The organism is Microbispora sp. NBRC 16548 (assembly GCF_030268985.1).
Lineage (GTDB): Bacteria > Actinomycetota > Actinomycetes > Streptosporangiales > Streptosporangiaceae > Microbispora > Microbispora catharanthi.
Genome location: NZ_BSSF01000001.1, coordinates 852,559 through 878,961, shown reverse-complemented (window position 1 = coordinate 878,961; position 26,403 = coordinate 852,559). Strand labels below are relative to the sequence as shown.

The 26,403-nt window shown below is 72.9% G+C and carries 27 protein-coding genes; 6 read left to right on the top strand and 21 right to left on the bottom strand.

All coding sequences use genetic code 11. The features are described from left to right. Positions 1–65: 65 nt before the first annotated feature. Genes QSK36_RS03910 through QSK36_RS03865 form a run of 10 tightly spaced genes read right to left on the bottom strand, consistent with a single transcriptional unit; the run spans position 66 to position 10,804 of the window. Complete coding sequence (locus QSK36_RS03910; protein ID WP_285781357.1) at positions 66–1,235, bottom strand: CaiB/BaiF CoA transferase family protein; 1,170 nt, start codon at positions 1,233–1,235, stop codon at positions 66–68. Continuing rightward, positions 1,232–2,113: a ribokinase gene (locus tag QSK36_RS03905; protein ID WP_285781356.1), complete on the bottom strand. Its 882-nt coding sequence runs from the start codon at positions 2,111–2,113 to the stop codon at positions 1,232–1,234. The genes QSK36_RS03910 and QSK36_RS03905 overlap by 4 nt, the downstream gene beginning before the upstream one ends. Continuing rightward, positions 2,110–3,462, bottom strand: coding sequence for an ADP-ribosylglycohydrolase family protein (locus tag QSK36_RS03900; protein ID WP_285781355.1), 1,353 nt, complete (start codon positions 3,460–3,462; stop codon positions 2,110–2,112). Before QSK36_RS03900 ends, QSK36_RS03905 begins: the two co-directional genes overlap by 4 nt. After that, positions 3,459–4,670, bottom strand: a complete 1,212-nt coding sequence (locus tag QSK36_RS03895; protein WP_285781354.1) for an ADP-ribosylglycohydrolase family protein — start codon at positions 4,668–4,670, stop codon at positions 3,459–3,461. The genes QSK36_RS03900 and QSK36_RS03895 overlap by 4 nt, the downstream gene beginning before the upstream one ends. Before the next feature lie 13 nt (positions 4,671–4,683). Beyond that, positions 4,684–5,724, bottom strand: a complete 1,041-nt coding sequence (locus tag QSK36_RS03890) for an ADP-ribosylglycohydrolase family protein (protein ID WP_285781353.1) — start codon at positions 5,722–5,724, stop codon at positions 4,684–4,686. Between the two features lie 6 nt (positions 5,725–5,730). Further along, complete coding sequence (locus tag QSK36_RS03885) at positions 5,731–6,693, bottom strand: ADP-ribosylglycohydrolase family protein (RefSeq protein WP_285781352.1); 963 nt, start codon at positions 6,691–6,693, stop codon at positions 5,731–5,733. After that, complete coding sequence (locus tag QSK36_RS03880; RefSeq protein WP_183536727.1) at positions 6,690–8,006, bottom strand: ABC transporter substrate-binding protein; 1,317 nt, start codon at positions 8,004–8,006, stop codon at positions 6,690–6,692. Before QSK36_RS03880 ends, QSK36_RS03885 begins: the two co-directional genes overlap by 4 nt. Before the next feature lie 32 nt (positions 8,007–8,038). Further along, positions 8,039–8,857, bottom strand: coding sequence for a carbohydrate ABC transporter permease (locus QSK36_RS03875; RefSeq protein WP_285781351.1), 819 nt, complete (start codon positions 8,855–8,857; stop codon positions 8,039–8,041). A 1-nt stretch (position 8,858) separates the two neighbouring features. Next, on the bottom strand, positions 8,859–9,764 hold the full coding sequence (locus QSK36_RS03870) for a carbohydrate ABC transporter permease (RefSeq protein WP_285781350.1): 906 nt from the start codon (positions 9,762–9,764) through the stop codon (positions 8,859–8,861). After that, the gene (locus QSK36_RS03865; RefSeq protein WP_183536722.1) at positions 9,761–10,804 is read right to left on the bottom strand and encodes a LacI family DNA-binding transcriptional regulator; all 1,044 of its coding nucleotides are present in this window, start codon (positions 10,802–10,804) and stop codon (positions 9,761–9,763) included. The genes QSK36_RS03870 and QSK36_RS03865 overlap by 4 nt, the downstream gene beginning before the upstream one ends. A 213-nt stretch (positions 10,805–11,017) precedes the next feature. On the opposite strand from QSK36_RS03865, the gene QSK36_RS03860 reads away from it, so the two are divergent. After that, positions 11,018–11,893, top strand: coding sequence for a sirohydrochlorin chelatase (locus QSK36_RS03860; RefSeq protein WP_183536721.1), 876 nt, complete (start codon positions 11,018–11,020; stop codon positions 11,891–11,893). A gap of 6 nt (positions 11,894–11,899) precedes the next feature. Here QSK36_RS03860 and QSK36_RS03855 read toward each other — a convergent pair whose 3' ends face one another. The 6 genes from QSK36_RS03855 to QSK36_RS03830 form a co-directional block, all read right to left on the bottom strand. Beyond that, on the bottom strand, positions 11,900–12,502 hold the full coding sequence (locus QSK36_RS03855; RefSeq protein ID WP_285781349.1) for a TetR/AcrR family transcriptional regulator: 603 nt from the start codon (positions 12,500–12,502) through the stop codon (positions 11,900–11,902). A 1-nt stretch (position 12,503) separates the two neighbouring features. Further along, positions 12,504–12,893: a hypothetical protein gene (locus QSK36_RS03850; RefSeq protein ID WP_285781348.1), complete on the bottom strand. Its 390-nt coding sequence runs from the start codon at positions 12,891–12,893 to the stop codon at positions 12,504–12,506. A 546-nt stretch (positions 12,894–13,439) separates the two neighbouring features. Further along, a complete protein-coding gene (locus QSK36_RS03845; RefSeq protein ID WP_285781347.1) occupies positions 13,440–14,198 on the bottom strand; it encodes a GNAT family N-acetyltransferase in 759 nt (252 codons plus the stop codon). A gap of 87 nt (positions 14,199–14,285) precedes the next feature. Further along, positions 14,286–14,648, bottom strand: a complete 363-nt coding sequence (locus QSK36_RS03840) for a DUF2203 domain-containing protein (protein ID WP_139575305.1) — start codon at positions 14,646–14,648, stop codon at positions 14,286–14,288. A gap of 34 nt (positions 14,649–14,682) precedes the next feature. Further along, entirely contained in the window at positions 14,683–15,054 is a 372-nt protein-coding gene (locus QSK36_RS03835) for a VOC family protein (protein ID WP_183536714.1), read from the bottom strand. Positions 15,055–15,064: 10 nt separating this feature from the next. Further along, complete coding sequence (locus QSK36_RS03830) at positions 15,065–15,952, bottom strand: helix-turn-helix transcriptional regulator (protein ID WP_183536712.1); 888 nt, start codon at positions 15,950–15,952, stop codon at positions 15,065–15,067. A gap of 102 nt (positions 15,953–16,054) precedes the next feature. Between QSK36_RS03830 and QSK36_RS03825 the strand changes: the two genes are divergently transcribed. Further along, entirely contained in the window at positions 16,055–17,452 is a 1,398-nt protein-coding gene (locus QSK36_RS03825) for an MFS transporter (RefSeq protein WP_285781346.1), read from the top strand. A 16-nt stretch (positions 17,453–17,468) separates the two neighbouring features. Here the strand turns inward: QSK36_RS03825 and gdhA are convergent, their stop codons facing one another. Then, positions 17,469–18,812, bottom strand: coding sequence for an NADP-specific glutamate dehydrogenase (gene gdhA / locus QSK36_RS03820; protein WP_183536709.1), 1,344 nt, complete (start codon positions 18,810–18,812; stop codon positions 17,469–17,471). Positions 18,813–18,883: 71 nt separating this feature from the next. Further along, positions 18,884–19,816 carry a GNAT family N-acetyltransferase gene (locus QSK36_RS03815; RefSeq protein WP_285781345.1) on the bottom strand — a complete coding sequence of 311 codons (933 nt, stop codon included), beginning with the start codon at positions 19,814–19,816 and terminating at the stop codon, positions 18,884–18,886. Positions 19,817–19,994: 178 nt separating this feature from the next. On the opposite strand from QSK36_RS03815, the gene QSK36_RS03810 reads away from it, so the two are divergent. The 4 genes from QSK36_RS03810 (at position 19,995) to QSK36_RS03795 (ending at position 24,682) form a co-directional block, all read left to right on the top strand. Then, positions 19,995–20,516, top strand: coding sequence for a SigE family RNA polymerase sigma factor (locus tag QSK36_RS03810; protein ID WP_285781344.1), 522 nt, complete (start codon positions 19,995–19,997; stop codon positions 20,514–20,516). Then, entirely contained in the window at positions 20,513–21,499 is a 987-nt protein-coding gene (locus QSK36_RS03805) for a hypothetical protein (protein WP_285781343.1), read from the top strand. The genes QSK36_RS03810 and QSK36_RS03805 overlap by 4 nt, the downstream gene beginning before the upstream one ends. A gap of 216 nt (positions 21,500–21,715) precedes the next feature. Next, complete coding sequence (locus QSK36_RS03800; protein WP_183536701.1) at positions 21,716–22,792, top strand: PQQ-dependent sugar dehydrogenase; 1,077 nt, start codon at positions 21,716–21,718, stop codon at positions 22,790–22,792. 159 nt (positions 22,793–22,951) lie between these two features. After that, entirely contained in the window at positions 22,952–24,682 is a 1,731-nt protein-coding gene (locus QSK36_RS03795; RefSeq protein ID WP_285781342.1) for a PQQ-dependent sugar dehydrogenase, read from the top strand. A 16-nt stretch (positions 24,683–24,698) separates the two neighbouring features. Here the strand turns inward: QSK36_RS03795 and QSK36_RS03790 are convergent, their stop codons facing one another. The 3 genes from QSK36_RS03790 to QSK36_RS03780 form a co-directional block, all read right to left on the bottom strand. Next, the gene (locus QSK36_RS03790) at positions 24,699–25,478 is read right to left on the bottom strand and encodes a thioesterase family protein (RefSeq protein WP_183536698.1); all 780 of its coding nucleotides are present in this window, start codon (positions 25,476–25,478) and stop codon (positions 24,699–24,701) included. Positions 25,479–25,575: 97 nt separating this feature from the next. Next, positions 25,576–25,953, bottom strand: a complete 378-nt coding sequence (locus QSK36_RS03785) for a cupin domain-containing protein (RefSeq protein ID WP_285781341.1) — start codon at positions 25,951–25,953, stop codon at positions 25,576–25,578. A 23-nt stretch (positions 25,954–25,976) separates the two neighbouring features. Further along, positions 25,977–26,270 (bottom strand): HEAT repeat domain-containing protein, encoded by a 294-nt coding sequence (locus QSK36_RS03780; protein ID WP_285781340.1) that lies wholly within the window; start codon positions 26,268–26,270, stop codon positions 25,977–25,979. Positions 26,271–26,403 lie beyond the last annotated feature (133 nt).

Below are 26,403 nucleotides of genomic sequence, written 5' to 3'. Positions count from 1 at the left end.
CCTCGCGAATCCTCCGTGCCCCTTTCCGGAAGATCGCCACTCATGCCCGATCACCTTGTGACATGTCACACGACTCCCTTGGCCCGCAGCGCCTCGATCTCCGCGCCGGTCAGGCCGAGGCCGTGCAGGATCTCGTCGGTGTCGGCGCCGTGCGGACGGCCGGTCCACCGGATGCGTCCCGGGGTCTCCGACAGCCGGAACATCACGTTCTGCATCCGCAGCGGGCCCAGCTCGGGGTCCTCCACGGTGGTCACGGCGTCGAGCGCGCCCAGCTGCGGGTCGGCCAGCACGTCGCGCACGTCGTAGATCGGCGCCACCGCGGCCTCCGCCTCCTCGAACGCCCGCAGCACCTCCTCCCGGGTCCGCTCGCCGACCCACGCAGCCACGGCCGTGTCGAGCTCGTCCGCGTGCGCCACCCGGCCCGCGCCGGTGGCGAACCACGGCTCGTCCACCAGGTCGGGCCGCCCGACCAGGCGCATCACCCGTTCCGCGATGCTCTGCGCCGAGGTGGACACCGCGACCCAGGAGCCGTCGCGGCACCTGTAGGTGTTGCGCGGCGCGTTGTTGACCGAGCGGTTGCCGGTACGCGGGGGCACGACGCCGAGCCGGTCGTAGATGGTCGGCTGGGCGCCGAGCACGGTCAGGATCGGCTCGATGATCGACAGGTCGACGATTTGCCCGCGTCCCGACCGCAGGGCCGTCATCACGGCGAACGCGGTGGCCAGTGCGCAGATGCCGTCCGCGAGCCCGAACGGCGGCAGCGTGGGCGGCCCGCCGGGCTCCCCCGTCATCGCGGCGAACCCGCTCATCGCCTCGGCGAGGGTGCCGAAGCCGGGCCGCCTCGCGTACGGGCCGAACTGGCCGAACCCGGTCACCCGGGCCAGCACCAGGTCGGGGTTGACCTCGCTGAGCCGGTCCCAGGACAGATTCCAGCGCTCCAGCGTGCCGGGGCGGAAGTTCTCGATGAGCACGTCGGCGTCCTCGACGAGCCGGACCATCAGGTCCTGGCCCTCCCCGGTGGACAGGTCGAGCGTCATCGTCCGCTTGTTGCGGCCGAGCATCTTCCACCAGAGCCCTTCGGGCCCGTGCCCGCGTGAGGGGTCCGGCCTGCGCGGGTGCTCCACCTTGACGACGTCCGCGCCGTAGTCGCCGAGCAGCATCGCCGCGGTCGGCCCGGCGAACAGCGTGGCCGCGTCGACGACGCGGACCCCCTCCAGCGGCCCGCCTGTGCTCACAGTCCCTCCAGAAGACGGTCGATCTCGTGGCGGTGCGGCATAGAGGTGCTGGCGCCCTCCCGCTGCACCGACAGCGCCGCCGCGGCCGAGGCGAAGCGCAGCGCCCGCGCCGGGTCGGCCCCCTCGGTCCTGGCCACGGCCAGCGCCCCGGCGAAGGTGTCCCCCGCCGCCGTGGTGTCCACCGCCCGCACCGGTACGGCGGCCTCGTGCAGCCGGGTGCCGTCGCGCGAGCCGTAGAGGGCGCCCCGGGCCCCCAGGGTGACGACGGCCTCGGGGACAAGGTCGAGCAGCGCCTCCAGCGCGTCCCGGGGATCGTCGCGGCCGGTGAGGGCCGCCGCCTCGTGCTCGTTGGGCACGATGAGGTCGACGGCCTCCAGCAGTTCGGCGGGCAGCGGCACCGCCGGGGCCGGGGTCAGGATCACCTCGGTGCCGGGAACCCGTGCCGCGGCGACCACGGCGTCCATCGGCAGCTCCAGTTGCAGCAGCAGCGCGTCGGCCCGGCCGATGATCTCCGCGTCCCGCCCGGCGGGCCCGGTGACCGCGCCGTTCGCGCCGGGCACCACGATGATCGAGTTGTCGCCGCCGTCCTGCACGACGATGTGGGCGACGCCCGAAGGGCCGGGCACGACCCGCAGCGCGGCCACCTCCACGCCCGCCTCGGCGAGCGCGGCGCGCAGCACCGGCCCGAACGCGTCGTCCCCAACCGCCCCGAGGAAGGCCACGTCGGCCCCCGCGCGGGCCGCGGCGATCGCCTGGTTGGCCCCCTTGCCGCCGGGAATCGTGCGGAACTCACGGCCCGTGAGGGTCTCCCCCGGCTTGGGAGCCTGGGCGACGTACGCCACCAGGTCCATGTTGGCGCTGCCGAACACCGAGATCACCGTCGGCCCCCCTCACCGAGCGCGAGCGTGCGGGCGGCGAGCGACTCGATGGAGACGCCGTCGAAGCCGGGCAGGCTGCTGGCCAGCCGGTCCCGGGTCGTCCACCGCTCGGGGACGCCGCCCGCCAGCGCCCCGGCGATCGACCCGGCCGTGGCGGCGGCCGAGTCGGTGTCCCAGCCTCCGGCCACGGCGGCGCCGACGGTCGCGGCGAAGTCCCCGGCGCCGTGGACGAGGGCCGCCGCCAGCAGCGCCGCGTTGTTGACCGTGTGCACCCAGTGGAGGTGCCCGTGCCGCGCGTACAGCCGGTCGGCGACCCGCTCGAAGTCCGGCTCCGCCGCGGCGGCCGCGACGGCCTGCCGTACGGCTTCGGCCAGGCGCGAGCCGGGCGGCACGACCGACAGCCCGGCCTCGACCACCTCGCCCACGTCCCCGGCCACGAGCGCCTGCGCGCACATGGCGGCGGCGAACATCGCGCCGTAGATTCCGTTGGCCGTGTGGCTGAGCCGGGCGTCCCGCCACGCCCAGGACGCGGCCGTCGCCGGGTCGCCCGGATTGGCCCAGCCGTACACGTCGGCCCTGATCAGCGCGCCGATCCACTCGCGGAACGGGTTGCGATGGACGGCGGTCGCGGGGGGTTCGAGACCCATGAGCAGGTTGCGGTACGCCGCCCGCTCGGCGGTGAAGACCCGCCCGGCGGGCAGCGCGTCGAGCCAGGTCCGGGCGACGTCCTCGGTCGTGAAGTCCCGGCCGTGCCGTTCGAGCACGGCGAGCGCGAGCAGCGCGTAGTTGAGGTCGTCGTCCTCGGGCACGCCGTCGATGTTCTCGGCGAGGCTGGTGGCCGCGCTGCGGCGGTTCCACGGCCACCGCTCCGCGATCTCCGGCGGCAGCCCCTTCGCGGTGAACCAGCCGCGGATCGGCCAGTTGCCGGTCGCCTCGGCGATGGCCCTGATCCCCTCGCGAGGGATCTTCTCCACCGGCTTGCCGAGCAGGCATCCGGCGGCCCTCCCCCACCACGCGGCCAGGACCCGCCCGGGCACGGGCCGGACGGGCGGGCGGACGCCGGGCCAGTCCGGGCAGCTCGCCACGATCTCCCCGAGCTCCGAGGGCTCGGGCAGCGGCGAGGGGATCGCCGCGAGTTCGTCGAGCAGCTCCCCGGCCAGGGCGCGCAGCTCTTCGGGGGCGGGCTCCGGGGAGGCGCCCGCCCGGGGCGGCGCGTCGTGTCCCCCGGCGGCGTGCCAGCGGTCGCCGACGGCCGCCACCTCCGGGAGCGCCCCGCGTCCGTCCTCGGCCGCCTGCCGCAGCTCGTGGCCGACGAGGTCCTCCGGCTGCACCCACGTCAGCCGGATCATCGCGCGTCCCCCTCCCCTCGCGGCGCGAGCAGGGCGTCGAAGGCGGCCTCGTGCGCGCGGCGGCGCTCCCGGTCGGCCTGGTGGACCCGCCGTGCCACTGCCGCGAGCGTCAGCCCCGGCCCGACCAGGTCCGTACGGCTGGCCGTCGCCACCTGCTCCAACCAGTCGGCGGGGACGGCGGCCCGCCCGCCGAGCGCCCCGGCGACGGCGCCGCCCATCGAGGCGATCGAGTCGGCGTCGCGCCCGTAGTTGACGCCGCCGAGCACGGTCTCGCGGTAGTCGCCCTTGGCCATGACCAGGAACGCGAGCGCGAGCGGCAGCTCCTCGATGCTGTGCACCCGGCTCGGCCGCCGCGCCCCGAGACCCTGGTCGCGGTAGGTGTCGGCCACCGTGTCGTACGGCCGGATCGCCGCCCGCAGGGCCTCGAACGAGCCGTCCCAGTGGCCGAGGCCCCGGGCGGCCGAACAGACCGCGTCGATGGCGGCCCGGGTGCCGTCGCGGGCGAGCCGCAGGCAGGTGGCGACGACCGAGTCGGGCGTCGCCCCCGGCCGCATCGCCTCGGCGACCGCCGCCGCGAGCACCCCCGCCGCCTCGCGGCCGTAGCTCGACTGGTGCGCCCCGGCCAGGTCGATCGCCTCCGCGTACGCGCCGTCGGGGTCGCCGGCGTTGACGACGCCGACCGGGGCCATGTACATCGCGGCGCCACAGTTGACGATGTTGCCCACGCCCGCCTCGCGGGGGTCGGCGTGGCCGTAGTGCAGCCGCAGCACGAGCCACTTCTCGGCGAGGAACACCCGGTGGAGCGGCAGCGCCTCGGCCTCCAGCTCGGGGATCCACCGCTTCTCCCCCATCATCTCGGCTACCAGGTGCTCGGCGGCGGCGTAGGCGTCGAGGTGGCCGCCGACCCGCTCGTACACCCGGATGAGGGCGTGCGTCATCAACGTGTCGTCGGTGACGTGGCCGTCCCCCTTGTGGTAGGGCGCGATCGGGCGGGCGTTGCGCCAGTCCTCGTTGAAGGGAGGGACGACGCCGCGGACACGACCCCCGTAGCGCTCCTGGATCTGCTCGGGCGTCCATCCCTCGGTGGCTCCGCCGAGCGCGTCGCCCACCGCGGCGCCCGCCACGCATCCGACCGCCTTGTCGGCCAGCACATCGACCGGCGGGTCCTCCTGCGGCGTCATCCAGTCCTCCCCCTTATCCGTACGCATGATGTGACGGGCGTCATGCGAGTCGCCCGGCGATGTCCAGCAGGTCGGTTCCCGCGAGCTCCGGCAGGCAGCAACCGGCGAGGGTGCGGACCCGCTCGCGCCAGGCGGCGGGCAGCGCGTCGTACCCCGCGGCGCAGCCGAGCAGCGCGCCCGTGAGCGCCGGCGCGGAGTCGGCCACCGGCGCGAGGCAGGCCGCGGCCGAGACGCCCGCGCCGAACGCCTCCGCGCCGATCTCCTCCACACCGGGCGTCCGTCCGGCGGAGGAGACGGCGGCGTCCGCGAGGGCCAGCGCGATCGGCACCGTCTGCGCGGCGGCCACGCCGTAGCTGTAGACGTGGTCGAGCACGGCGGCGTCCAGCGCCGGGACGGCGGCGAAGGGCGAGCCCGCCGCCCGCGCCGCCGTGAGCGCCTCGCGCGCCGCGTGCCCGATGGCCGTGTCGTGCGGCAGCGCGCCGAGCGCCGCCTCCACCGCGTCGGCCATCGCGGCGCCCTCCGTCAGCGCCGCCACCGCACGGGCCATCGCGACCGCGCCGAGCACGCCGTCCTCCGCGTTGGTGACGCACGCGTCCTCCAGCGGGTCCAGCCCGGCCACGCCGAAGGCGACGGCCCGCACGGCCGCGGCGTCGTCGAAGTGGTGGGGGTTGTCATGCCCGCTGGCGGGCGGGCGCTTGCCCGCCGCCAGGTTGTCGAGCGCCGCCCACACCGAGATGCGCGCCCGGACGTCGTCGCGGCCCGCGAGGCGGCCGAACGCCTCCGCCCGGTCCTCCCGGATGGTCAGGGCCGTCCAGGCCAGCCACTCGGCGTCGTCAGACGGGCCGGCCGCCAGCGGCGCCACCGGCTGGTTCAGCGCGAACGGCACCGGCAGCGTGGTGACCTGGTGCTCCTCGGCGAACGCGTCGAGTTCCCGGTGCAGCCGCCTGCTCCAGCCGGCCAGCAGCGAGGACCGGTGCCGGGCGGCCGGCCACCCGGCCGCGTCGCCGGCCGCGAGACCGGCGAAGGCGCCCCGCACACGATCGAGCCTGTCCCGCCCGTCCCGCCTGTCCCCCGATGGCATGTGGTCCTACAGTCCTTTCACGATCTCGTCGGCGACGTCGCGGACGTCCCGTCCGGCGACCACGGGCAGGCACCGGCCCGCCACCGGGCCGATGCGCTTGGCCCAGCGCGCGGGCACCGCCGCCTCGCCCCGGCCCGCCCCCGCGAGAGCCCCGGCGACGGCGGCGGTGGTGTCGGCGTCCCTGCCGAGGTTGGCCGCCGTGACGACCGACGCCTCGACCTCCCCGCCGCCCGCCACGTAGGCGGCGAACGCGAGGGCGACCGCCTCGGGCGCCAGGTCCGTCCACGGGTAGTGCGCCACCACGACCGTGTCGTGAAGGGCACGTCCCAGGAGGGGGCGGGGCGCGCGGGCGGCGACGTCGAGCGCGGCGCGGAGGTTGCGGGCCGTCCAGGAGTCCTCCGGGACCGCCCGCAGCGCCGCCCCGGCCACCTCGCCGGGCGGGGCGCCGGTCATCGCGACCGCGACCGCCGCTGCCACCGCCCGGCCGCCGAGTATCCCCTCGCCGGTGTGGCTCACCCGCCCGTCGGTCTCCGCCAGCCGTGCCGCCTCGTCCGGGTCGCCCGCCGCGAAGATCCCGTACGGCGCGGCCCGCATGGCCAGGCCGTCGGACCAGCCGTGGGCGTGCCACCGGCCGGTCAGCGGCGGCTCCAGGCCGCGGCGCAGGGCCTCGACGGTGCCGAGTTCGGAGAACCCGGCGCCGCGCATCGGCCCGTCGAGCCGCGCCACGATCTCCTCGCGCCAGGCCCGCGCCACGTCCTCGGAGGTGAGCGCGTGGCCGTGGCGCAGCAGCACGGTGGCGGCGAAGATCGTGTACTCGGTGTCGTCGGTGCCGCCGCGCTCGATCTCGGTGAGCACGCCCCACCGGGCGGCGATCTCCTCCGGAGCGAGGTTCTCCGCGGGGGCGCCCAGGGCGTCGCCGGCGGCCAGGCCGAGCAGGCAGCCCCGGGCGCGGTCGCGTACGGAGATCAACGGCTGTACCGCTCCAGCACCTTGTTCCCCTCCTCGACGAGCCGCTTGGCCAGCTCGTCCAGGCTGATCTTGTCGGCGAAGTACTCCTGCATCGCCGGCGTGGCCACCTTGCTCTTCCACTCGTCGAACCCGTTCACCTTGAGGAACGGCGCGACGACGAGGTCCTTCGCTGAGGCGGTGGCGACGTCCCACCCGTTCTCCTTCGTGGTGAGCGCGGGGTCCTTCGCAGCGGTCGTGCTGGTGGGCAGCAGCCAGTCACCCTTGGCCAGTTTCGCCTGGTTCGGGCCGTTCAGGAAGTAGGCGATGAACTTCAGCGCCTCGTCGGGGTGCTTGCTGTCGGCCGCGACCGACAGCGTCTGGGAGACCGCGCCCTGCTGGGAGGTCTGTCCCTTCAGCGGGGGCAGCGTGACCCACTCGAATCCGCCCGGCGCCTGCTCGGCCACCTGCTGGCGCAGGTAGACCCCGGCCGGGACGATCGCGTACTTGCCGGCGAAGAAGCCCGGCAGCGGGTCGGCGGTGCCCATGCCGAGCGCGGACGGGTCGGCCGACTTGTCGGTGTAGAGCTGGTCGTGGATGCGCTGGAGCACCTCGCGCTCCTGCGGCCCGACCTTCACCGTGGTCTTGCCGTTCTGCGTGTCGAAGAAGGTGCCGCCGAAGTTGAGCGCCAGGTTCAGCACCTTGTTGACCGGCGACTTCATCGGCCAGGCCACGCCGTACGCGCCCTTCTTGGTGAGCTTCTCGGCCACGTCGGCGAACTCGTCCCACGTCCACGGGGACTCCGGGGTGGGCACGCGCACGCCGGCGCCGTCGAGCAGCTTCTTGTTGGCGATGAGCACCTGCGACTCCTGCAGGAACGGCACGCCGTACACGCCCTGGCCGCTCTTGCCGTCCGAGAAGGTGACCGTGTCCCACGCGGCCTGCGGGATGTCGCTCTTCAACTCGGCGGGGACCTTGCCGGTGAGGTCGAGCAGGAAGCCCCGCGAGGCGAAGCTCGACAGCGCCGGGGAGTCGTCGTGGATGACGTCCGGCGGGTCGCCTGCCTCGAACGACGTCACGAGCTGGTCGTTGACGTTGTCCCAGCTCCCCTGGACGTACTCGACCTGGATCTTCGGGTTGGCCGTGTTCCAATCGGCGACGATCTGCTTGTTGGCCTCGATCGACTCCTTCTGCCAGGCAAGGCTGAGGAAGCGCAGCTTCACCGGCTCCCCGTTCTGCCCGGACGCGGCGTCGCCGCCGCCGTCACCTCCGCCGCTCCCGCATCCGGCGGCGAGCGCGACCGCCGCCACAGCCAGCGCGGCACTCAATCTCTTCATCGAGACCCTCCTATCAGGTGTCGCCATGCGGGTCAGCCCTTGACGGCCCCGGCCATCAGGCCGGACCGCAGGCGCCGCTGGATGATGGCGAAGAAGACGAGGCTCGGCACGGTCGCGAGCAGCGACGCCGCCGCCAGCGGGCCGAGCCGGGCGACCCCCTCCGGGCCGACGAAGCGCACCAGCGTCAGCGGAAGGGTCTCCACCTCGGGATCCTTGAGGATCACGAGGGCGAACATGAACTCGTTCCAGGACGAGATGAAGCTGAACAGCAGTGTCGCGACCACGCCGGGCGCGAGCAGCGGCGCGACGACGGCGGCCAGTGCGCGCAGCCGCCCCGCGCCGTCCACGGCCGCCGCCTCCTCCAGCTCGCGCGGCACCGCCCGCACGTATCCGCGCAGCATCCACAGCGCGAACGGCATGACGAACGTGACGTGCACGATCGTGAGCCCGGCGAGGGTGTTCACCAGTTCCAGCCGCCGCAGCACCATGAACAGTGGGATGATGATCAAGACGACCGGGAAGACCTGGCTGACCAGCACCCAGCCGATCGCGACCTTCCCGGCCACGCCGCGGAACCGGGCCAGCGCGTACGCCGCCGGCAGCGCGAGCGCCACCGTGATCAGGGCGGTGGCGACCGCGACGACGAGGCTGCGCAGCCCGGCGCCGACCAGGTCCTGCTCCGCGAAGGCGTCGGCGAAGTTGGCCAGCGTGGGCCGGCGCGGGATCCACGTGGGGTCGAGGGCGGCCATCTCCTGCGGCGTCTTCAGCGCCGTGGACAGCAGCCACAGCAGCGGGAACGCCAGGAACACGACGTATCCCAGCAGGGCGAGATACTTCAGCGCGCGGGTCATGTCAGTCTCCCTCCCGCGCCTGCCGCCACAGGTACAGGCCCAGCACGGCCAGCACGACGATCGTGATCGCCACGCCGAGCGTCGCGGCGTACCCGAAGAAGCCGTACCGGAACGCCTCCTCGTAGGCGAACAGCATGGGCAGCCTCGTCCGCCCGCCCGGCCCGCCCTGGGTGAGCACGTAGACCAGGCTGAACTGGTTGATGTTCCACACGAAGTCGAGCGAGGTGATGGCCACAATGACGGGCCGCAGCTGCGGGAGCGTGACGTTCCAGAACCGCCGCCAGGGGCCCGCGCCGTCCACGCTGACCGCCTCGTACAGCTCCCTCGGCACGTTCTGCAGGCCGGCGAGCAGCACGACCGTGGTCTGCGGCATGCCGGTCCAGACTCCGACGACGATGACCGCGGGCAGCGCGAGGGAGAAGTCGTGCAGCCAGTCGACGCCCGAGCCGAACAGGCCGTTGAGCAGGCCCGCGTCCGGGTGGTAGACCAGCCGCCACATCAGGCCGACCACCACGGGCGGCATGGCCCACGGCACGACCGCCAGCACCCGGGCGACGCCGCGCAGGCGCAGGTCCTGGTTCAGCAGCAGCGCGAGCCCCAGCGAGGCGAGGAACTGCAGCACGGTCACCGACAGGCCCCAGATCATGCCGATCCGGAACGACTCCCAGAAGTCGCCGTCCGACAGCAGGTCGGCGAAGTTCTCCAGGCCCACGAACGAGGTCTCGGTGTTGCGGCCGGACCTCGCGTCGGTGAAGGCCAGCAGGATGCCGTAGACCAGCGGGCCCACGCTGAAGACCAGCACCGGCACGAGCGCGGGGAGCAGCAGCGCGAAGCCGCTCCCGGACCGCGGCCCGCGCCGCGACCCGCCTCCGGCGCGGCCGTACGGCCGCTCGGCGAGCGCGGTCACCGGGCACCTCCCGGCGATGTCCCGGGAAGAGTGGTCGAGCCGCGGATCGTGAGGCTCGGCCGCACGACCGCCACCCGCGGCTCGCGCGGGCCGTTCTGCAGCCGGTCGAGCAGCAGCCCGGCCGCCGCCCGGCCGCGCTCGGCCGACCCGAGCGAGACGCTGGTCAGCGTCGGCCAGGTCACCGAGGCGAGGTCGGTGTCGTCCATGCCGACCACCGCCACGTCGCCGGGGACGTCCCTGCCCTGCTCGCGCAGCACGTCGAGCGCGCCGAGCGCGATGAGGTCGTTGGCGCACATCAGCGCGTCCACGCCGGGCACGCGCGCCAGCAGCGCCCGCGCGGCGCGCGCGCCGCTGTCGCGGTAGAAGTCGCCCACCTCGACGAGGTCCTCGTCGTACGGCAGGCCCAGCGCCTCCAGCGCCTCCCGGTACGCGGCGGCGCGGGCGGCGCCGGGAACGGTGTCGAGCGGGCCGTTGAGGAAGCCGATGCGCCGCCTGCCGATGGCGTGCAGGTGTTCCAGCGCGAGCCGTACGCCGGTCCTGGAGTCGGTCCGGACGTTGTCCACCAGCGCGCCCTCCGGCATGTCCTCGGGCAGCGAGCCGATGACGACGACGGGGGCGCGCGCGGCGACGATGGCCTCGACGTGCTCCTCGGTGACGCCGCGCAACGGGCTGATGATGAGGCCGTCCACGTAGCGCTCGCGCAGACCGCGCAGCACGCCGAGCTCGTCCTCGGCGTCGCCGTCGGTGGAGTGGATCAGGAGCCGGTAGCCGGCCTCCTTCAGCAGCGGCTGGATCTCGCGCACCATCGCCACGTAGACCGGGTTGCCGATGTCGGCCATCGCGAAGGCGATCTGGTCGGTGCGGCGGTTGCGGAGCGAGCGGGCCACCGAATTGGGGACGTAGCCGAGTTCGTCGGCCGCGCGCATGACGCGCCGCACGGTGTCCTCGCGCGTCGGCAGCCCGTTGAGCACCCGTGACACCGAGGCGATCGACACACCGGCGCGTTGCGCGATCGTGGTGATCGTGGGACCCTCGGTCAACGGCACCTCACTTGGAAGAGAGTGTCCTGTAATCGTTTACTGGCCGGTAACGCACAGCGGTCTGTAAACGTTTACGGCCGGATGAGTCCATATCAAACCGGGTCCTTTGAGGAGCGTCAAGTAACGAACACGTAAACCGCCTAGATCACCAAGCCGCAACAAGCCGCGCGTTGGTTCTGCTCTTCGACCAGATTCGCCCTAGAATCCGCCGGTGTGAACGAAGGTCACGAGGACCCGCCGAAGCTCCCCACCAGAGAGCGCTCTCCTCGGCCCGGAACCGGTCGCCACCGACGGCCGCTCCCCGCCGACCTGCCGCCCGACGCGCCCGCCCTGGTCCTGGCGGTGCCGGGCAAGGCCGGGGACCCGGTGGGCCCGAGCGGTGACGTGGCCATGGAGGTCGCCTCCATCGTCAGGCTCGACAACCCGCAGATCGACCTTCGCATCGTCTCGCTGGCCGACGGCGGCGCCGACCTCACCAAGGAGTTCGCGTCCATAGCCGCCCAGCGGCCCGCGGACGGACCGGCCGCGGTGGTCGTCCCGCTCGTCACCGGGCCTCATCCGCGCGTGCTGCGCGCCGTACGGGACGCCGTGACGCAGAGCGAGGCCGCGGTGCGGATCACCGAGCCGCTCGGCCCGCATCCGCTGCTGGCCGAGGCCCTGCACGTGCGCCTGGCCGAGGCGGGCCTGGCCCGCGCCGACCGGATGCGCCTGTTCAACGTCTCGTCGCCGGTCGACGGGATCATCGTCGCGACCGCCGGGGGCGACGAGGCCGCCCGCGGCGCCGACGCGACGGCCGTCCTGCTGGCCGCCCGCCTGACGCTCCCCGTCGTCCCCGCCGCGCTGGACGGCCAGCCGAGCGTGCGCGACGCCGCCGAGCGCCTGCGCAACATCGGGGCCAACCGGCTGGCCATGGTGCCGTACGTCATCGGCCCCGAGGCCGACCTCGCGCGGATCACGACGGCCGCCGAGTCGATCGGCGCCGGGTGCGCCGATCCCCTCGGCGCGCACGAGTCCGTGGCCCGCATGGTGTGCGTGCGGTACGGCGCCGCCTTCGGCGGTTTCGACGGCTTCGACGACCTGTCCGACTGACGCCGGTCACCCAGCGCCGGCGGACGGCTCGGCGCGGGTCGCGCGGTCGAACAGTTCGACGAGTTCGTCCGCGCAGACGTCGGGATCGAGACCGTCGACGACCCGCTCGGCCATCGTGTCGATGGACGCGCGCAGAGCGGCTCCCATCACCGTGCAGTCGAAGGTCCGGAAGGCCCCCGTACGCTGCCCGTCCGCGAACAGGGCCACCAGCCTGCCGATCGCGGCGTCCCGTTCCGGGCCTCCGACGGGGGCCTGGTTGAAGGCGATCTGCTGCACCGCGCGCACGTGCCCGGGATGGCGGGCGACGAAGGCGATGTTCGACCTGATGAACGCCTCCAGTTGAGCGCGGGCTCCGTGCACGGCCCGCAGCGCCGGGCGCATGAAGGCCGCGGCGTCGGCGACGACCTGCTGGACGACGGCCTCGAACAGCCGGTCCTTGCTGGAGAAGTGGTAGGTGATCAGTCTCTTGCTGCTGAGCCCGGCATGCTCGCAGATGGCCTCGAACGTGGTCTCCGCGTAGCCGCGCTCGGCGAGCACGGCGATCGCGGCCGAGGCGATCTGAGCTCTGCGCGCCTCGGTGGCCACCTGACGGGTCCCAGGGCTTCTCATGTCACCTCAGCTTGCCACCCTTCGGGTACGCCTCACGCACCGCACGCCGGTTGACGATCAGCGCGACGGCGGCGACCAGGACGCCGACCACTCCCTGCTCCGCCTTCATCCACACCGGATAACCGCTGTCGGGCGCGAGCAGGATGAGCACGATGCCGATGGGCGCGGCGATGCTGACGAAGCGGATGCGTACGTACGCGGCTCTCTTGCCACGCGCCGCCTGCCCGGTCAGGGCGACGAGCCAGACGGACGCCGCGGCCACGGCCGCCCCGCGCAACCACACCACCCAGGTGCCGCCGACGACGGCGGCCACACCCAGCGCCGCGATCGAGATGACGAGGACCGCGACGAAGAGCACCCGCACGGGAGTCCACACCGAGTTGTTATCCATGCGGATAAATTTATCCTTCTGGATAACAACCTGCAAGCCCGAGCATGCTCCAGTCCCCGCGAACACGCGCGTGCCCGACCGAGGGGCCATGAGATCGACCTCGGCGTCCTCCCAGCTGGAAGACAGGAGACCGGGCCGCGCCCGCGCGGCAGCAGCTGCTCGCCGAGCTCAAGCCCGATCTCCCCCGGCCGCAGGTCATGCGGCTTCCGCCCGGCCAGGGAGGCCCGCGGCCGGATCGCCTTGGCCGCGGTCGGCATGGCCTGGAACTCGGCAAGCCGGGGATTGCGGGCCGGCGCCGCCACAGGGTCACCCGGCGCGGGAAGTCGGCGAAGCACCACCCGGCACACCGGCAGCGCCACCACGGCGACGCTGCCCGAACTGTCGGCGCGCGATGTCGGGACGGTGGTCTTCGAGTCGCACAGGACGCAGGACGCCCACGACCGGGCGATCTTGACGGTGCTTCGCCGACGCGGTCAGGTCACCGCGGGAATGGAGGCCGCGACCATGCCCGACCTCACTGCGCTTCGGCGCCGATGCCCGGCGGCCTCACGAGTCGGCGAACTCCGGGTCACTACCAATCAGTGGTCGGCGCCGCACGAGAAGACTGATCTGGGCGCCGGTCTCCCGGAATCCGAGGGCGCGGGCCACGCGTCGCGACGGCTCCGGGCGCGCTCTCCACTGCGGCAGCAGCCCGTCGGCGAGCGCGTCGGCCACCGCAGCCGAGGCCACCACGCGGGCCAGGCCACGACCGCGGCACCGGGCCGCCGTCAGGACGGACATCTGCGCCGCCGTGTCCAGCCACGGGCGATACCCGGCGGCGGCGACCACGTCCGGGCCGTCGCGGAGCACCCAGACCGCGGAGGTGATCTCCTCCACGCCGCTCTCCTCGGCGTCCCGCCCGCCCACCGCGGCCACCAGGCCGCCGACGTCCGGATGGCCCGCCGGCAGACGTTCCGCCCGGGCGCCGGTGTGGGCGGGGGCGAAGTCACCGGCGTCGAGGTACGCGAGCGTCGCCGGGCCCAGCACGTCGTGGACGGAAAGCAGGGCGGAAAGCCGGGCGGGCAGCAGGGAAAGATCCATGCGGCCGGCGAGCAGGGCGTCGCGCAACGGCTCGGCCAGATCGGTGCCGGGCACGGTCACCAGGGCGGCGCCGTCCAGCGTCACGACGCCCGTCCATCCCGGCGGGCACATCCACGACTCGGGCGAGACCACCACGGCCACGTCCCCGGGGCCGGGAAACGTGACAGGGACGCGGGCCAGCGCCGCCCACAGCCGGCGGGCCCGATCCAGCGAGTTCCACGACACCCGCTCATGATTCCCGCCGTGGCCGCTGCGGCGAAACCGCGATCGGCGCGGCCGAGATCGGGGCAGAGCGTGGCGGCAGCCGCGAAGTCAGGGCAGGGCGCGGCGGCCGGGGAAGCCGAGGTCGCTGCGGTGATACCAGCCGAGGGCGGTCTCCCCCTCCAGCCAGCACAGCCGTACGGACACCTCGCCGAGCACGGCGGGGAAGTCGACGAGCAGCGGGGCGACGCCCTTGATCTCGATGTCCTCGGCGTCGAACCAGCTGAGGATCTCGTCCATCCGCGCCTCCAGGCCCTTGGCCTCCGGCAGGCCGCCGAGGGGTGAGGCGCCCGCGTGCCGCAGGTCGTGGGTGAGCTCGGCCAGGTCGGCGCGTACGGCGACGAACGCGCGGGCGTGCTCCAGCACCGCCGGCATCAGCGATCTGGCCTCGTCGACCGTGAAGATCCTCGCCACCCTCCGGACGCTACCGCATCGGCCCGCGCGAGGCTCACAGGCGGCGGCGCAGCAGGCAGAACTCGTTGCCCTCCGGGTCGGCGAGCACGTGCCAGTCCTCCTCACCGGTCTGGCCCACGTCGGCCGGTACGGCGCCGAGCTTGAGCAGGCGCTCCAGCTCGGCCTCCTGGTCGCGGTCGGTGGGGTTGACGTCGATGTGCAGGCGCAGCTTGCCTCGCTTGGGCTCGGGCACCGGCTCGAAGATGAGCGTCGGCTGGAGGCCGCCGAAGCCGGTGCCCGGCGGGCCGATCTCCACCCAGCCGTCCTTGCGTTCCAGGACCTCGAAACCCAGCACCTCACACCAGAAGGCGGCGAGCCGCTCGGGGTCGTGGCAGTCGACGACGAGTTCGCTGATTCTGCAGGCCATGACCGCGCCTTTACCCAGGCACCGTCTCCGCATGCAGCGGGCAGCGGGCGGACTCCGGATGCGCCCTCAGCCATTCGAGCCGCTGCCGGCTCTCGTCGTCCATCGGCGTGTAGACGACGATGCGGGTCTCCGGTGGCGTGGGCAGCGCCATGCTGGTGGACGTCAGGCGGATCAGCCCCACGGACGAGTGCTTGAGCAGCTTCATCCGCGTGCCCGGCCTGGCCACGTCGTGCGTCGCCCACATCCGGGCGAACTCCGGGCTGACCGCCGACAGCCGGGTCACGAAGCCCGTCCACGCCGGCTCGCCCACGTGCCTGCCGAAGGCCGCCCGCAGCGTGGCGACCATCTGGGGAAGCTCCTCGTCCTTGTTGACGAACGGGCAGCAGCAGTCCGGCAGCGTGAACACCCGCCACAGCACGTTGCGATCGCGCGGAGGCTGCCCGATCAGGCCCCCGAAGAGGGCGCCGTATGAGGTGTTCCAGGCGAGCAGGTCGTAACGCCCGTTGTAGACGGAGGCGGGCAGCGGATCGAGGTGGCGCAGGATCACGTGGACCTCGGCGTCCAGCGCGTCCCGGCCGTCGCCGAGATCGGCGATCTCGGGCAGGTCCGCCAGCCGGTAGAGGTGCTCCCGCTCGGCCGCGTCGAGCCGCAGCGTACGGGCGATGGCGTCGAGCACCTGCACCGACGCGTTGATCGGGCGGCCCTGCTCCAGCCAGGTGTACCAGGTCACGCCCACGCCCGCGAGCTGGGCGACCTCCTCCCGTCGCAGGCCCGGCGTACGGCGGCGCAGGCCGGGCGGCAACCCGACCTCCTCGGGCCGGATTCGCTCGCGTCTGCTGCGCAGGAAGGCGGCGAGCTCGTCACGCCTGGTGTGCCTGGTGCCGGTCCCCGTCGTCACCTCCCCATCTTGCCGAGTGGGCGGACGCGTTGCCAGGTGGTGTCGGTACCAGTATCCGCAGGCTCTCGGCACCGGTATCGCGGCGGCGGCATCGTTGCCGCCATGACCACTGTCACCACCCGCGCGCTGGCCGCGCGGCGGACCTCGTCGGCTGTGCTGCTCACCGTCATCCTGGCGGGGCAGTTCATGGCCATCCTCGACGCCACCATCGTCAACGTCGCCGCGCCCACGATGCGCACCGACCTCGGGGCCACCGGCTCGGGGCTGCAACTCGTCATCTCCGGCTACACCGTGGCGTACGCGATGCTGCTGATCACCGGGGCACGCCTCGGGGGGCTGCTCGGCTACCGGCGGCTGTTCCTCACCGGGCTCGCGGTGTTCACGGCCGCGTCGCTGATGTGCGGGCTCGCCCCGTCGACCGGCGTGCTGATCGCCTTCCGGCTGGTGCAGGGCGCGGGAGCCGCCCTGATGGTGCCCCAGGTGCTCAGCCTGATCCAGATCACCTTCGACGGCGCCACGCGGGGGCGGGCGCTCGGCGTCTACGCCACGGTCATCTCGGTCGGCGCGGTCGTCGGCCAGGTGCTCGGCGGGCTGCTGGTGACCGCCGACCTGTTCGGCACGGCCTGGCGGCCGGTCTTCCTGGTGAACGTGCCGATCGGGCTCGCGCTGCTGGCCGCTGGCGCCCGGACGCTGCCCGCCGCACACGTGCGGCGTGAGCATGGCCTCGACGTGCCCGGTCTGGTCACCCTGTCGCTCGCGGTCTGCCTGCTGGTCGTGCCGCTCGTGCTCGGCCACGAGGAGGACTGGCCGCTGTGGGGGTGGGTCGCGATGGGCCTGTCGGTTCTCGCGTTCTGCGCGTTCCTGCTCGTGGAGCGGCGTGCGGCGCATCCGCTCGTCCCCGGCCGCCTGCTGCGCGCCCCCGGGGTGGCCGTCGCCGCGTCCGGCATCTTCCTCGTCATGGCGGCGTACGGCGGCTGGCTGTTCGCCATGGCCCTCCACCTGCAGGGCGGCCTCGGCGACAGCGCCCTGCGGGCGGGCTGCCTGTTCATCCCCGCGGCCGCCGCCTTCGGACTGACCAGCCTCAACTGGAAGCGGCTGCCGGCCCGCCTGCACCGGCCGATGATCGTCGTGTCCGCCGTCGTCACCGCCGCGGGCGAGCTGGCCCTGGCGACGGCGCTGGCCGGCGGCGGCCACGGCGAGCCGCTGCTGGAGATCAGCTTCGTGGCCATCGGGGCCGGCATGGCGGGCACGTTCAGCCCGCTCATGGCGGTGGCGCTGGCCCGGGTCGCGCCCGCCGACGCGGCCGACGCCAGCGGCCTGCTGGCCATGATGCTCCAGCTCGGCCAGGTCGTCGGCGTGGCCGTCTTCGGCACGCTGTTCCTCAGCCTCGCCCCGTCGGCGCACGCCGCCACGGTGACGTCGCTGTGGCTGGCCGCGGTCTCGCTGGCCGCGGGCGGGTGCGCGCTGCCTCTCCTGCGCACCCGCCGGAACTCCGGATGAGCACTCGGATGAGCGCTCAGATGAGGCCGAGGGCGAGCATCGCGTCCGCCACCCTCCTGAAGCCGTCGATGTTCGCGCCGGCCACGTAGTCGCCCGGCATGCCGTACGCGTCGGCGGTCTCCAGGCAGCGGGCGTGGATGTCGCTCATGATCTCCTGGAGCCGCCGTTCGGAGAACTCGAACGTCCACGAGTCGCGGCTGGCGTTCTGCTGCATCTCCAGGGCGCTGGTGGCCACGCCGCCCGCGTTGGCGGCCTTGCCGGGGCCGAAGGCCACCCCCGCCTCGCGAAGCACCCGGATGCCCTCGGGCGTGGTGGGCATGTTGGCGCCCTCGCCGACCGCGACGCACCCGCCCCGCACGAGGGCCTCGGCGTCCTTGCCGGTGATCTCGTTCTGCGTGGCCGACGGCAGCGCGACCTCGCAGGGCACCTCCCACACGCTGCGCCCGGCGACGTACGTCGCCTCGGCGCCACGGCGCTCGGCGTAGTCGCTGAGGCGGCGCCGCTCGACCTCCTTGACCTGCTTGAGGAGGTCGAGGTCGATGCCCTTCTCGTCCACCACGTAGCCGGAGGAGTCGGAGCAGGCCACGACGACGCCGCCCAGCTCGCGCACCTTCTCTATGGCGTAGACGGCGACGTTGCCCGAGCCCGAGACGACCACGCGCTTGCCGTCGAACGACGTGCCCCGCGCCTTGAGCATCTCCTCGACGAAGAACGCGCAGCCGTAGCCGGTGGCCTCGGTGCGGACCTGGGCGCCGCCGTAGGTCAGCCCCTTGCCGGTGATGACGCCGGACTCGTACCGGTTGGTGATGCGCTTGTACTGGCCGAACAGGTAGCCGATCTCCCGTCCCCCGACGCCGATGTCCCCCGCCGGCACGTCGGTGTACTCGCCCAGGTGCCGGTAGAGCTCGGTCATGAAGCTCTGGCAGAAGCGCATGATCTCCCGGTCGGAGCGGCCCTTCGGATCGAAGTCCGCGCCGCCCTTGCCCGCGCCGATCGGCAGGCCGGTCAGGCTGTTCTTGAAGATCTGCTCGACCGCCAGGAACTTGATGATGCCGAGGTAGACGGAGGGGTGGAAGCGCAGCCCGCCCTTGTACGGCCCGAGCGCGCTGTTGAACTCGACCCGGAAGCCGCGGTTGATGTGCACCTCGCCCCGGTCGTCGTCCCAGGGCACCCGGAAGATGATCTGCCGTTCCGGCTCGAAGATCCGCTCGATGATCTTCTGCTCCGCGTATTCGGGGTGCTTGCCGAGCACCGGGCCGATGCTTTCCAGCACCTCCCGTACGGCCTGGTGAAACTCGATCTCACCTGGATTGCGGCGCAGGACGTTGTCGTAGACCGACTCGAGCCTCTCGTGCAGCATCAACCACTCCCTTGATGTCTGAATCCTCCGTATTTCACAGTAGAGGTATCCGGGTTGTGAGCAACCACATCTCAGCGCGTGGGACCTACGAGGGCCCGCCAGACGTCGATGACGAGCACCGCGCGCATGCCGACCGACCGGTAGAGGCCGAGAGCGGGAGTGGTGTTGTTGCTGTCCACGTGCAGGATCGTGCCCACCCGCCCGCGCCGCTCGTCGGCCTCGAAGGCCCGCGTGAGCAGCAGCCGGCCGAGACCGCGCCCGCGGAAGGCGGGCCGCACCGCCAGCGTGCGGACGTAGCCGCAGTTCTCGTCGGGCACGAAGTGGTTGGTGCCGAGCAGCATGGCCGCGGGCTCGCCGTGGACGCGGGCCAGCAGCAGCTGCGTCCAGTCGTTCGCGCTGGACGCCTCCATTTCGTCGGCCCACTCCTCGAACCTCTTCGGCACGAACCCGAAGTGCTCGGCGAACGCCTCCTGCTGGACGGCGTGCGCCACGCGCAGCAGCTCCTCGCCGTCGAGTGCGCCGGTCTCGACCGTGACCCCGGGCAGGAAGAGGGGCCGTACGCCGGCGTGGTCGGTCCGCATGCGGTGGAAGCTGGTCGCGGGTGCGAAGCCGCGCTCCTTGGCCGCCTCGCGCATGACCGTGTCCTGCTCGTAGACGCTGACGTCGACGACCGCGTGGTCGTGCCCGGCCTCGCGGGCGAGGTCGCCGGCCCGGCCGAGCACCAGGTCCCATACCAGGGCGGCCGCGCCGGGCTCCCGCGCCTGCACGTCGACGTCCACGTTGTCGCTCGTTCCCTTGCGCCTGGCGTAGCCCCAGCCGAGGAGCCGCCCGCCCGAGCGGATCACCCAGCTGTCGTGCTCCAGGTCCAGCTCGCCGAGGGTGTCGGCGATGTCGTCGAGCGTCCAGTCGGGCTTGCCGGTCACTTCGACGTCGTGCTCGGCGACCAGTTCGTGGATGGCCACCGCGTCGGCGGGCGTCGGCCGCCGGATGTCGTAGTCGTTCACGCCACTGTTTGTACGCATCGCGACTTGTGGGCCGCTTGCCGCCGAATTGGCGGCGCGGAACCGCCGCTTCAAGAAGCCGTCCAGTAGGCGCGTCTCGGTCCGCCGTGCAACCTTCTCGGCATCGCGCGCATCAGAGAGGCGAGCACGCCCGCGGGCATGGAAAGGGGGGCGGACGCACGTGAGCGGAAGTCCGGGGCGCGACGCCGAGTTCACCGAGTACGTGACGGCGAAGGCGCTGTGGCTGCGCAAAGTCGCCTACCTGTTGTGCGGCGACTGGCACGCCGCCGACGACCTCGTGCAGGCCACCGTGACGAAGCTCTACACCAACTGGCATCGCGCCGGTCGGGCGGACAACGTCGACGGCTACGCCCGTACGACGCTCGTCAACACGTTCCTGGCCGAGCGGCGGGCGCCGTGGGCGCGTCTGATCGTGCTGCGCGGCGCCCAAGACGACGTCGCGGACCACGAGGGCGACGTCGACGCGGCGCTCGACCTGCGGGCGGCTCTGGCCTGCCTGCCCCCGCGCCAGCGGGCCACCGTCGTCCTGCGGTATTTCTGCGACCTCAGCGTCGAGGAGGCGGCCCGGACGCTGGGCTGCTCGACCGGCAACGTGAAGAGCCAGACGGCACGGGGCATCGACACGCTGCGCCGCCTCCTCCGGACCCGTCCCGTCGCTTCGCCGAAGGAGCGTCGAGCATGACCGGCGACATCGCGGACCTGGCCGCCGAGCTCAAGGCGCTGGCGCAGGCGCCCGCGCCCCCGATGGCCCTGGACCTCTCCCGTGCACGCGAGACAGGACGCAGGCGGCTGCTCCGTCGCCGAACCCGGACGATCGGCGCCGTCGGCCTCGTCGGCGTCGCCGTCCTGGCGGCGGTCCTGGCGGCCATGCCGCTCGTCAGGCCGGCGCCGGAGCCGGCTGCGGCGGTGACGTTGTCCACCGGGCCCTCCCCGCTGATCGCGCACGCCTCGTTCGGCTGGTTGCCGGAGCAGATCGCCGGAGTCGGCTACCAGGCGGGGCCGCACGGGGACCAGATACTGGCGCGGGGAAGGGGCGACTACGGCGCGCGGATCATCCTCGGCCTCTACCCGGGCGACCGTGAGCCGGAGCCGGGAAGGTTCGCCGACGGCGCCGAGGGAGTCGCCGTGTCCGCCCGGGTCCACGGCCGCCCCGCCTACTGGCTCACCCACGACGCCTCCGACCCCCTCAACGGAGGCGACGCCTACCTGCGCTGGCAGACCGCCGGCGGCCGGTGGGCCGAGCTGCACGCCTACTACCTGAACGTCGCCGATCCGCAGGAGGTCCTGCTGCGGGTCGCGGCTGGCGTGACCGTCGGGGACCGCGCCGTGCCGCTGCCGCTGCGCATCGGCGGCCTGCCCGCCGGTGTCCGCGTACAGGAGGTGCAGCTGTGGCGGCCGCCGTTGCGGGGCACCGGCGCGTGGGAACTGCAGGTGTTCCTCTCGGCGAACGGTCTCCCCGTCACCGTCGGCGTCAGCCCGGCAGGAGGCTCCCCGAAGCCTCGGAAGAGCACCTGCACGAGCGCCGCCGGCCTCGACGTGTGCGTGCAGGTCGACGGCCCGGTGCCCGCGTCGCTGCGCGCGATCGGCGGTCCGCGGGGGCTGCTCGACCGGATCACCGTGCTCGGCGCCGACGAACACGGCTGGACGACCGACGTGATCGGGTGACGCGGGGCCGCGCGAGCGTGTCGGGGCTCCCGCGCTCCGGCCCGTCGCGCGGGCCGAGGGAACGGACGAATGCGCAGGTCACCGAGGATCGGCCAAGGGCGGCTCCCATGACGGCCACACCGGCGCGGCGGGCGCATTCCCTGGTTCGGCGCGGTGTACGGTTCGCGAGTTGCACGTCACGAGCCGTAAGCCCATGTCCCGCCCCGGGAGCCTCTCATGCCCAAGCGTCTCGTCGTGGCGCTCGCGACCGCACTCAGCGCGGTGACCGCCGCCGCGGTTCTCGTCGCGATCCGGGCGGGCACCGCGGACGCGGCCACCGACGGATACGACTTCGCCCACCCGCAGGTCGTCACCACGGGACTGCGTGCACCCTGGGGGATGGCCTTCCTTCCCGACGGCAGCGCCCTCGTCTCCCAGCGCGACACGGCGGACATCATGCGGGTGCGCCGCGGATCCGCGCCCGTGAAGGTGGCCACGGTCCCGAACGTGACGCCCGGGGGTGAGGGCGGCCTGCTCGGTATCGCGGTCTCCCCGGTCTACGCCCTGGACCAGTGGGTCTACGCGTACTACACGAGCGCCTCCGACAACCGGGTGGTCCGGTTCCGGCTGAGCTCGCCCCAGACACAGCAGCCGATCCTCACGGGCATCCCCCGCGCCCAGACCCACAACGGCGGGCGGATCGCGTTCGGACCGGACGGCAGGCTGTACGTGGGCACGGGCGACGCCGGGAACTCGGCCAACGCGCAGAACCTGAACAGCCTGGGCGGCAAGATCCTGCGCATCAGGCCCGACGGCACGGTGCCCGTGGACAACCCGTTCGCCGGCTCGCCGGTCTACAGCTACGGGCACCGCAACGTCCAGGGCCTCGCCTGGGACGAGGACGGCCGGCTGTACGCCACGGAGTTCGGCCAGAACACCTGGGACGAGCTCAACCGCATCCTCCCCGGCCGCGACTACGGCTGGCCGATCTGCGAGGGCGTGTGCTCGGACCCGCGCTTCACCAATCCCCTGGTGACCTGGAGCCCCGCCGAGGCGTCTCCCAGCGGCCTCGCGTACGCCAAGGGCACGCTCTTCGCCGCGGCCCTGCGCGGGACGCGGCTGTGGACCGTGCCGATCAGCGGCGGCACGGCGGGCACCCCGGTGGCCGAGTTCCAGGGGACGTACGGGCGGCTGCGCACCGTGGCCGTCGGGCCCGACTGCTCGCTCTGGATCGCGACGAGCAACCGCGACGGCCGGGGGACGCCGTCCGCCGACGACGACCGGATCATCCGCGTCCGGCCCGCGGCCCGCTGACCTGCCATCACCGCCGCGGAGTCTGAAAGTTTCCTCACCCGGGCCCCGGCGGCGGACGAACACGCAGGCCGGTGGGCGGGCCCGCGCCGGTCCATTGCCTCGGGCGCGGGCGACGCTTTCGATTGAGCCGGTAGCCCCGTCCGCTCCCGGGAGCGTGTGATGCCCAAGCGCCTGTCCGCGGCACTCGCGGCCGTCCTCTGCGCCGTGACCGCCGCCGCGGCAGTCGTCATGACCCGGCCGGTCGCCGCCGGAGCGGCCACCACCGGATTCGACTTCACCAAACCACAGGTCGCCGTCACGGGGCTGCTGACGCCTTGGGGGATGGACTTCCTGCCGGACCGCAGCGCCCTCGTGACCGAACGCGCCACCGCGAACATCTGGCGGGTGTATCCGGGGTACACGCCCACACTGGTGACCACCGTCAAGAACGTGTACGCGGTAGGCGACGGCGGCCTGCTCGGCATCGCCGTGTCCCCCACCTTCACGCAGGACCAGATCGTCTACGTCTACTTCACCACCACCTATGACAACCGCGTGGTCCGGTTCCGGCTGAACTCACCTCAGACACAGCAGGTCGTCCTCGCCGGCATTCCCCGGGGCCCGTCGGACAACGGCGGGCGGATCGCGTTCGGTCCCGACGGCATGCTGTACGTCTCCACCGGCGACGCCGGCAACCCCGCCAACGCGCAGAACGGCACCCTGGGCGGCAAGATCCTGCGCATCAGGCCCGACGGCTCGATCCCTCCGGACAACCCGTTCTCCGGCTCGCCGGTCTACAGCTACGGCCACCGCAACGTCCAGGGCCTCGCCTGGGACACGGGCGGCCGGCTGTACGCCACGGAGTTCGGCGAGGACGCCTGGGACGAGCTCAACGCCATCGTCCCGGGAGGCAACTACGGCTGGCCGGCCTGCCAGGGTATGTGCGGCGACACACGCTGGCGCGACCCGATCGTGACCTGGCACCCGGCCGAGGCGTCTCCCAGCGGCCTCGCGTACGCCAACGGGACGCTCTTCGCCGCGGCCCTGCGCGGGGCACGTCTGTGGACCGTGCCGATCAGCGGCGGCACTCCGGGCACCCCGGCGGCCGAACTCCAGGGAAGGTTCGGACGGCTGCGCACCGTGGCCGTCGGTCCGGACGGCTGGCTCTGGCTGGCGACGAGCAACCGCGACGGCAACGGGACTCCCGTCTCGGGCGACGACCGGATCATCCGGATCCCGCCCGTCATCGGCTCGCCGCCGTCCGGCCCGTCGCCCTCAGCGTCGGGCGGCCCGTCGGTCTCACCGTCGCCCTCGCCGTCCGGTGGCGTCTCGCCATGCCTCTCCCCTTCGCCCGGCCCTTCACCGACGCCGTCACCCAGCCCCTCACCGTCGGTCAGCCCCTCACCGTCGCCCAGTGCCTCCTCTTCGCCCAGCCCTTCACCGTCGCCGTCACCCAGCCCCTCACCGACGCCGTCGCCCAGTGCCTCGCCGTGCCCCTCCCCCACGCCCAGTCCTTCACCGTCGCCCAGTCCTTCACCGTCGCCCAGCCCGTCGCCGTCGGTCAGCCCCTCACCGTCGCCCAGCCCGTCGCCGCCCGCGGGCACACGCTCGTGCGAGGCGACGATCCGTTTCATCCTCACGTGGACGGCGGCCTCCCGGGGCGAGCTGACGGTGCGGAACACGGGAACCCTGCCCATCTCCTCGTGGATGGTCACCTTCAAGGTCCCCAACGGTCTTAGCTACGTGTTGTGGAACGGCGGCTACAGCACGCCGGGAGCCACGGTGACCATCACCAACCAGCCCTGGAACGGCGTGCTGCCGCCGGGCGCGGCGGTGACGACGGAATTCGCGGTCGGCTGGTCTGGTGGCACCGTCGAGGTGCCGTCGCCCATCACCTGTACGGCCGCCTGACGCCTCGGCTACGGGATCAGGCGGTCCGGGGCTCGACGAAGAGGGTCTGCGTCGCCGTGCCGACCTCGCCGGACTGGTCGAACAGCGTGGTGCGGGTGAGCCCGCGTCCCCTGGGGCCGATGGTCGTGGCCGCGTCCAGGCAGATCCACTCCCCCTCCGGGGCGCGGAACAGAGAGATGGTGAGGTCCACGTTGGCGAACAGGTAGGCGCCGAAGTCCAGGACGCCGCTGATGCCGTTGCCGCTGTCGGCGAACATCGCGAGCCGTTCCAGCGGCGTGATCTCCTCACCTTCGACGAGCGCCACCCGTGCCCTGCCCCACGCCACGGCGGGCCCGGCCTCGTCCGGGGAGCCCTTGACGAACCGCCAGTCCGTGGCCCTGCCATACCCGAAGCCCCGCGCGATCCACGACTCCGCGTCGCCCGGGGCCGGCGGCGGGACCGGCGCGGGCGGCGGCGCGGCCTCGCTCGCCGGGCTGCCGGCCTCCCTGATACGCCACGCGGTCGCCCTGACCAGCTCGCGCCCGCCGGAGGTGAGGGACGCGCCGAGGCACTGCACGCGCCTGCCGTCCCTGATCATCTCGGCGCGTACCTCCACCTCCGCCACCGGGACGGGGGCGAACACGTCCACCGCCAGCCGGGCCGGAGGAAGACCGGGGGAACGGCCGGGGACCCGGGCGAACTCGTGCACCAGCAGCGCGGTGACGGGTCCCATGTGCTGCTGCCGTGGATCCCACGGCCCCTGGGTGTGCTCCGTCGCCTGGTATCGGCCCTGACCGAGGGGGACGTACATCGCCATGGAACAAGATTCTAGAGGCGGCTCCGCGGGTCCCCTCGGCCGATGCGCCGCACCGCCAATCGGAGGTCCGCCCGCTGACCCGGCCCGGTCCCGGCCGCTACGCGGAAGCCGTGCCGGAGACCGCATACCCCGAAATCGACGGCCACCGGACGGTGAGCACCACCGACTCCTCTTCGGCGTGCCAGGAGTGATCGACCCCGTGGCCCCACACCACGTAATCGCCCTGATTCGCCAACAGCACGCTTCGCCCAGGGAATTCGACACGAAAACGGCCACTGATCAGTACGAGGAGCGCGGTGCGTTTCTCGCCCGTCACCCATTCCGCGCGCCGGTCACCACGAGGATGCACGTACCACTTGATCTCGACGTCCTCGCTGTGCCTCACATCGTCAGCGGGTTTGAAATGCCCCAGCAGCCACCCGCGGTCGGCGACCGCGTCCAGATGAGCGTTCCCCACATACACGTTCTCCGCCACACCCCCGCACGCTAGCGAAGACGTCACGACCCGCGGACGGGTTTCGGCGCGGTTCTGCGGTGAATGGGCCCGCCGGGGGCGTACCAGCCCGCTTTCTTGCGTACGGCGGGTGACGGGTCGTCGTCGCGACTGCGGATCAGGGCGGCGAGGGCGTCCGGGTGATCGTGCACCCAAAGACCGACGAGTTCGGCCGCCATGGCCCGGACGTGCGGATCGGGATCATGGTGCAGGAGCCGGATGCCGCGAGGAGGGAGCGCACCACGGGCCGAGGGGCGGCGAAAGACCGCGGCGTACGACCGGCTCGTTGAGCACATCATGACAATCGCCTTACCCGCGAACGGCACACAGAGCACTATTTTCGAAATTGTCAACCGCACACAGAGAAGGCATCCGAGAGCTGCCGTCCGCGGAAAAGTCAACAGGATTCTTGGATTTGTTCTCCTACATAAC

Bases quoted from the DNA above. Each gene is read 5' to 3' on its own strand.
- QSK36_RS03835 (WP_183536714.1), bottom strand. From the start codon at position 15,054: ATGGCCTGCAGAATCAGCGAACTCGTCGTCGACTGCCACGACCCCGAG.
- QSK36_RS03780 (WP_285781340.1), bottom strand. From the start codon at position 26,270: ATGATGTGCTCAACGAGCCGGTCGTACGCCGCGGTCTTTCGCCGCCCC.
- QSK36_RS03880 (WP_183536727.1), bottom strand. From the start codon at position 8,006: ATGAAGAGATTGAGTGCCGCGCTGGCTGTGGCGGCGGTCGCGCTCGCC.
- QSK36_RS03900 (WP_285781355.1), bottom strand. From the start codon at position 3,462: ATGATCCGGCTGACGTGGGTGCAGCCGGAGGACCTCGTCGGCCACGAG.
- QSK36_RS03790 (WP_183536698.1), bottom strand. From the start codon at position 25,478: ATGGCGATGTACGTCCCCCTCGGTCAGGGCCGATACCAGGCGACGGAG.
- QSK36_RS03855 (WP_285781349.1), bottom strand. From the start codon at position 12,502: ATGAGAAGCCCTGGGACCCGTCAGGTGGCCACCGAGGCGCGCAGAGCT.
- QSK36_RS03850 (WP_285781348.1), bottom strand. From the start codon at position 12,893: ATGGATAACAACTCGGTGTGGACTCCCGTGCGGGTGCTCTTCGTCGCG.
- gdhA (WP_183536709.1), bottom strand. From the start codon at position 18,812: ATGCTGCACGAGAGGCTCGAGTCGGTCTACGACAACGTCCTGCGCCGC.
- QSK36_RS03825 (WP_285781346.1), top strand. From the start codon at position 16,055: ATGACCACTGTCACCACCCGCGCGCTGGCCGCGCGGCGGACCTCGTCG.
- QSK36_RS03875 (WP_285781351.1), bottom strand. From the start codon at position 8,857: ATGACCCGCGCGCTGAAGTATCTCGCCCTGCTGGGATACGTCGTGTTC.
- QSK36_RS03800 (WP_183536701.1), top strand. From the start codon at position 21,716: ATGCCCAAGCGTCTCGTCGTGGCGCTCGCGACCGCACTCAGCGCGGTG.
- QSK36_RS03895 (WP_285781354.1), bottom strand. From the start codon at position 4,670: ATGCGTACGGATAAGGGGGAGGACTGGATGACGCCGCAGGAGGACCCG.
- QSK36_RS03890 (WP_285781353.1), bottom strand. From the start codon at position 5,724: ATGCCATCGGGGGACAGGCGGGACGGGCGGGACAGGCTCGATCGTGTG.
- QSK36_RS03795 (WP_285781342.1), top strand. From the start codon at position 22,952: ATGCCCAAGCGCCTGTCCGCGGCACTCGCGGCCGTCCTCTGCGCCGTG.
- QSK36_RS03805 (WP_285781343.1), top strand. From the start codon at position 20,513: ATGACCGGCGACATCGCGGACCTGGCCGCCGAGCTCAAGGCGCTGGCG.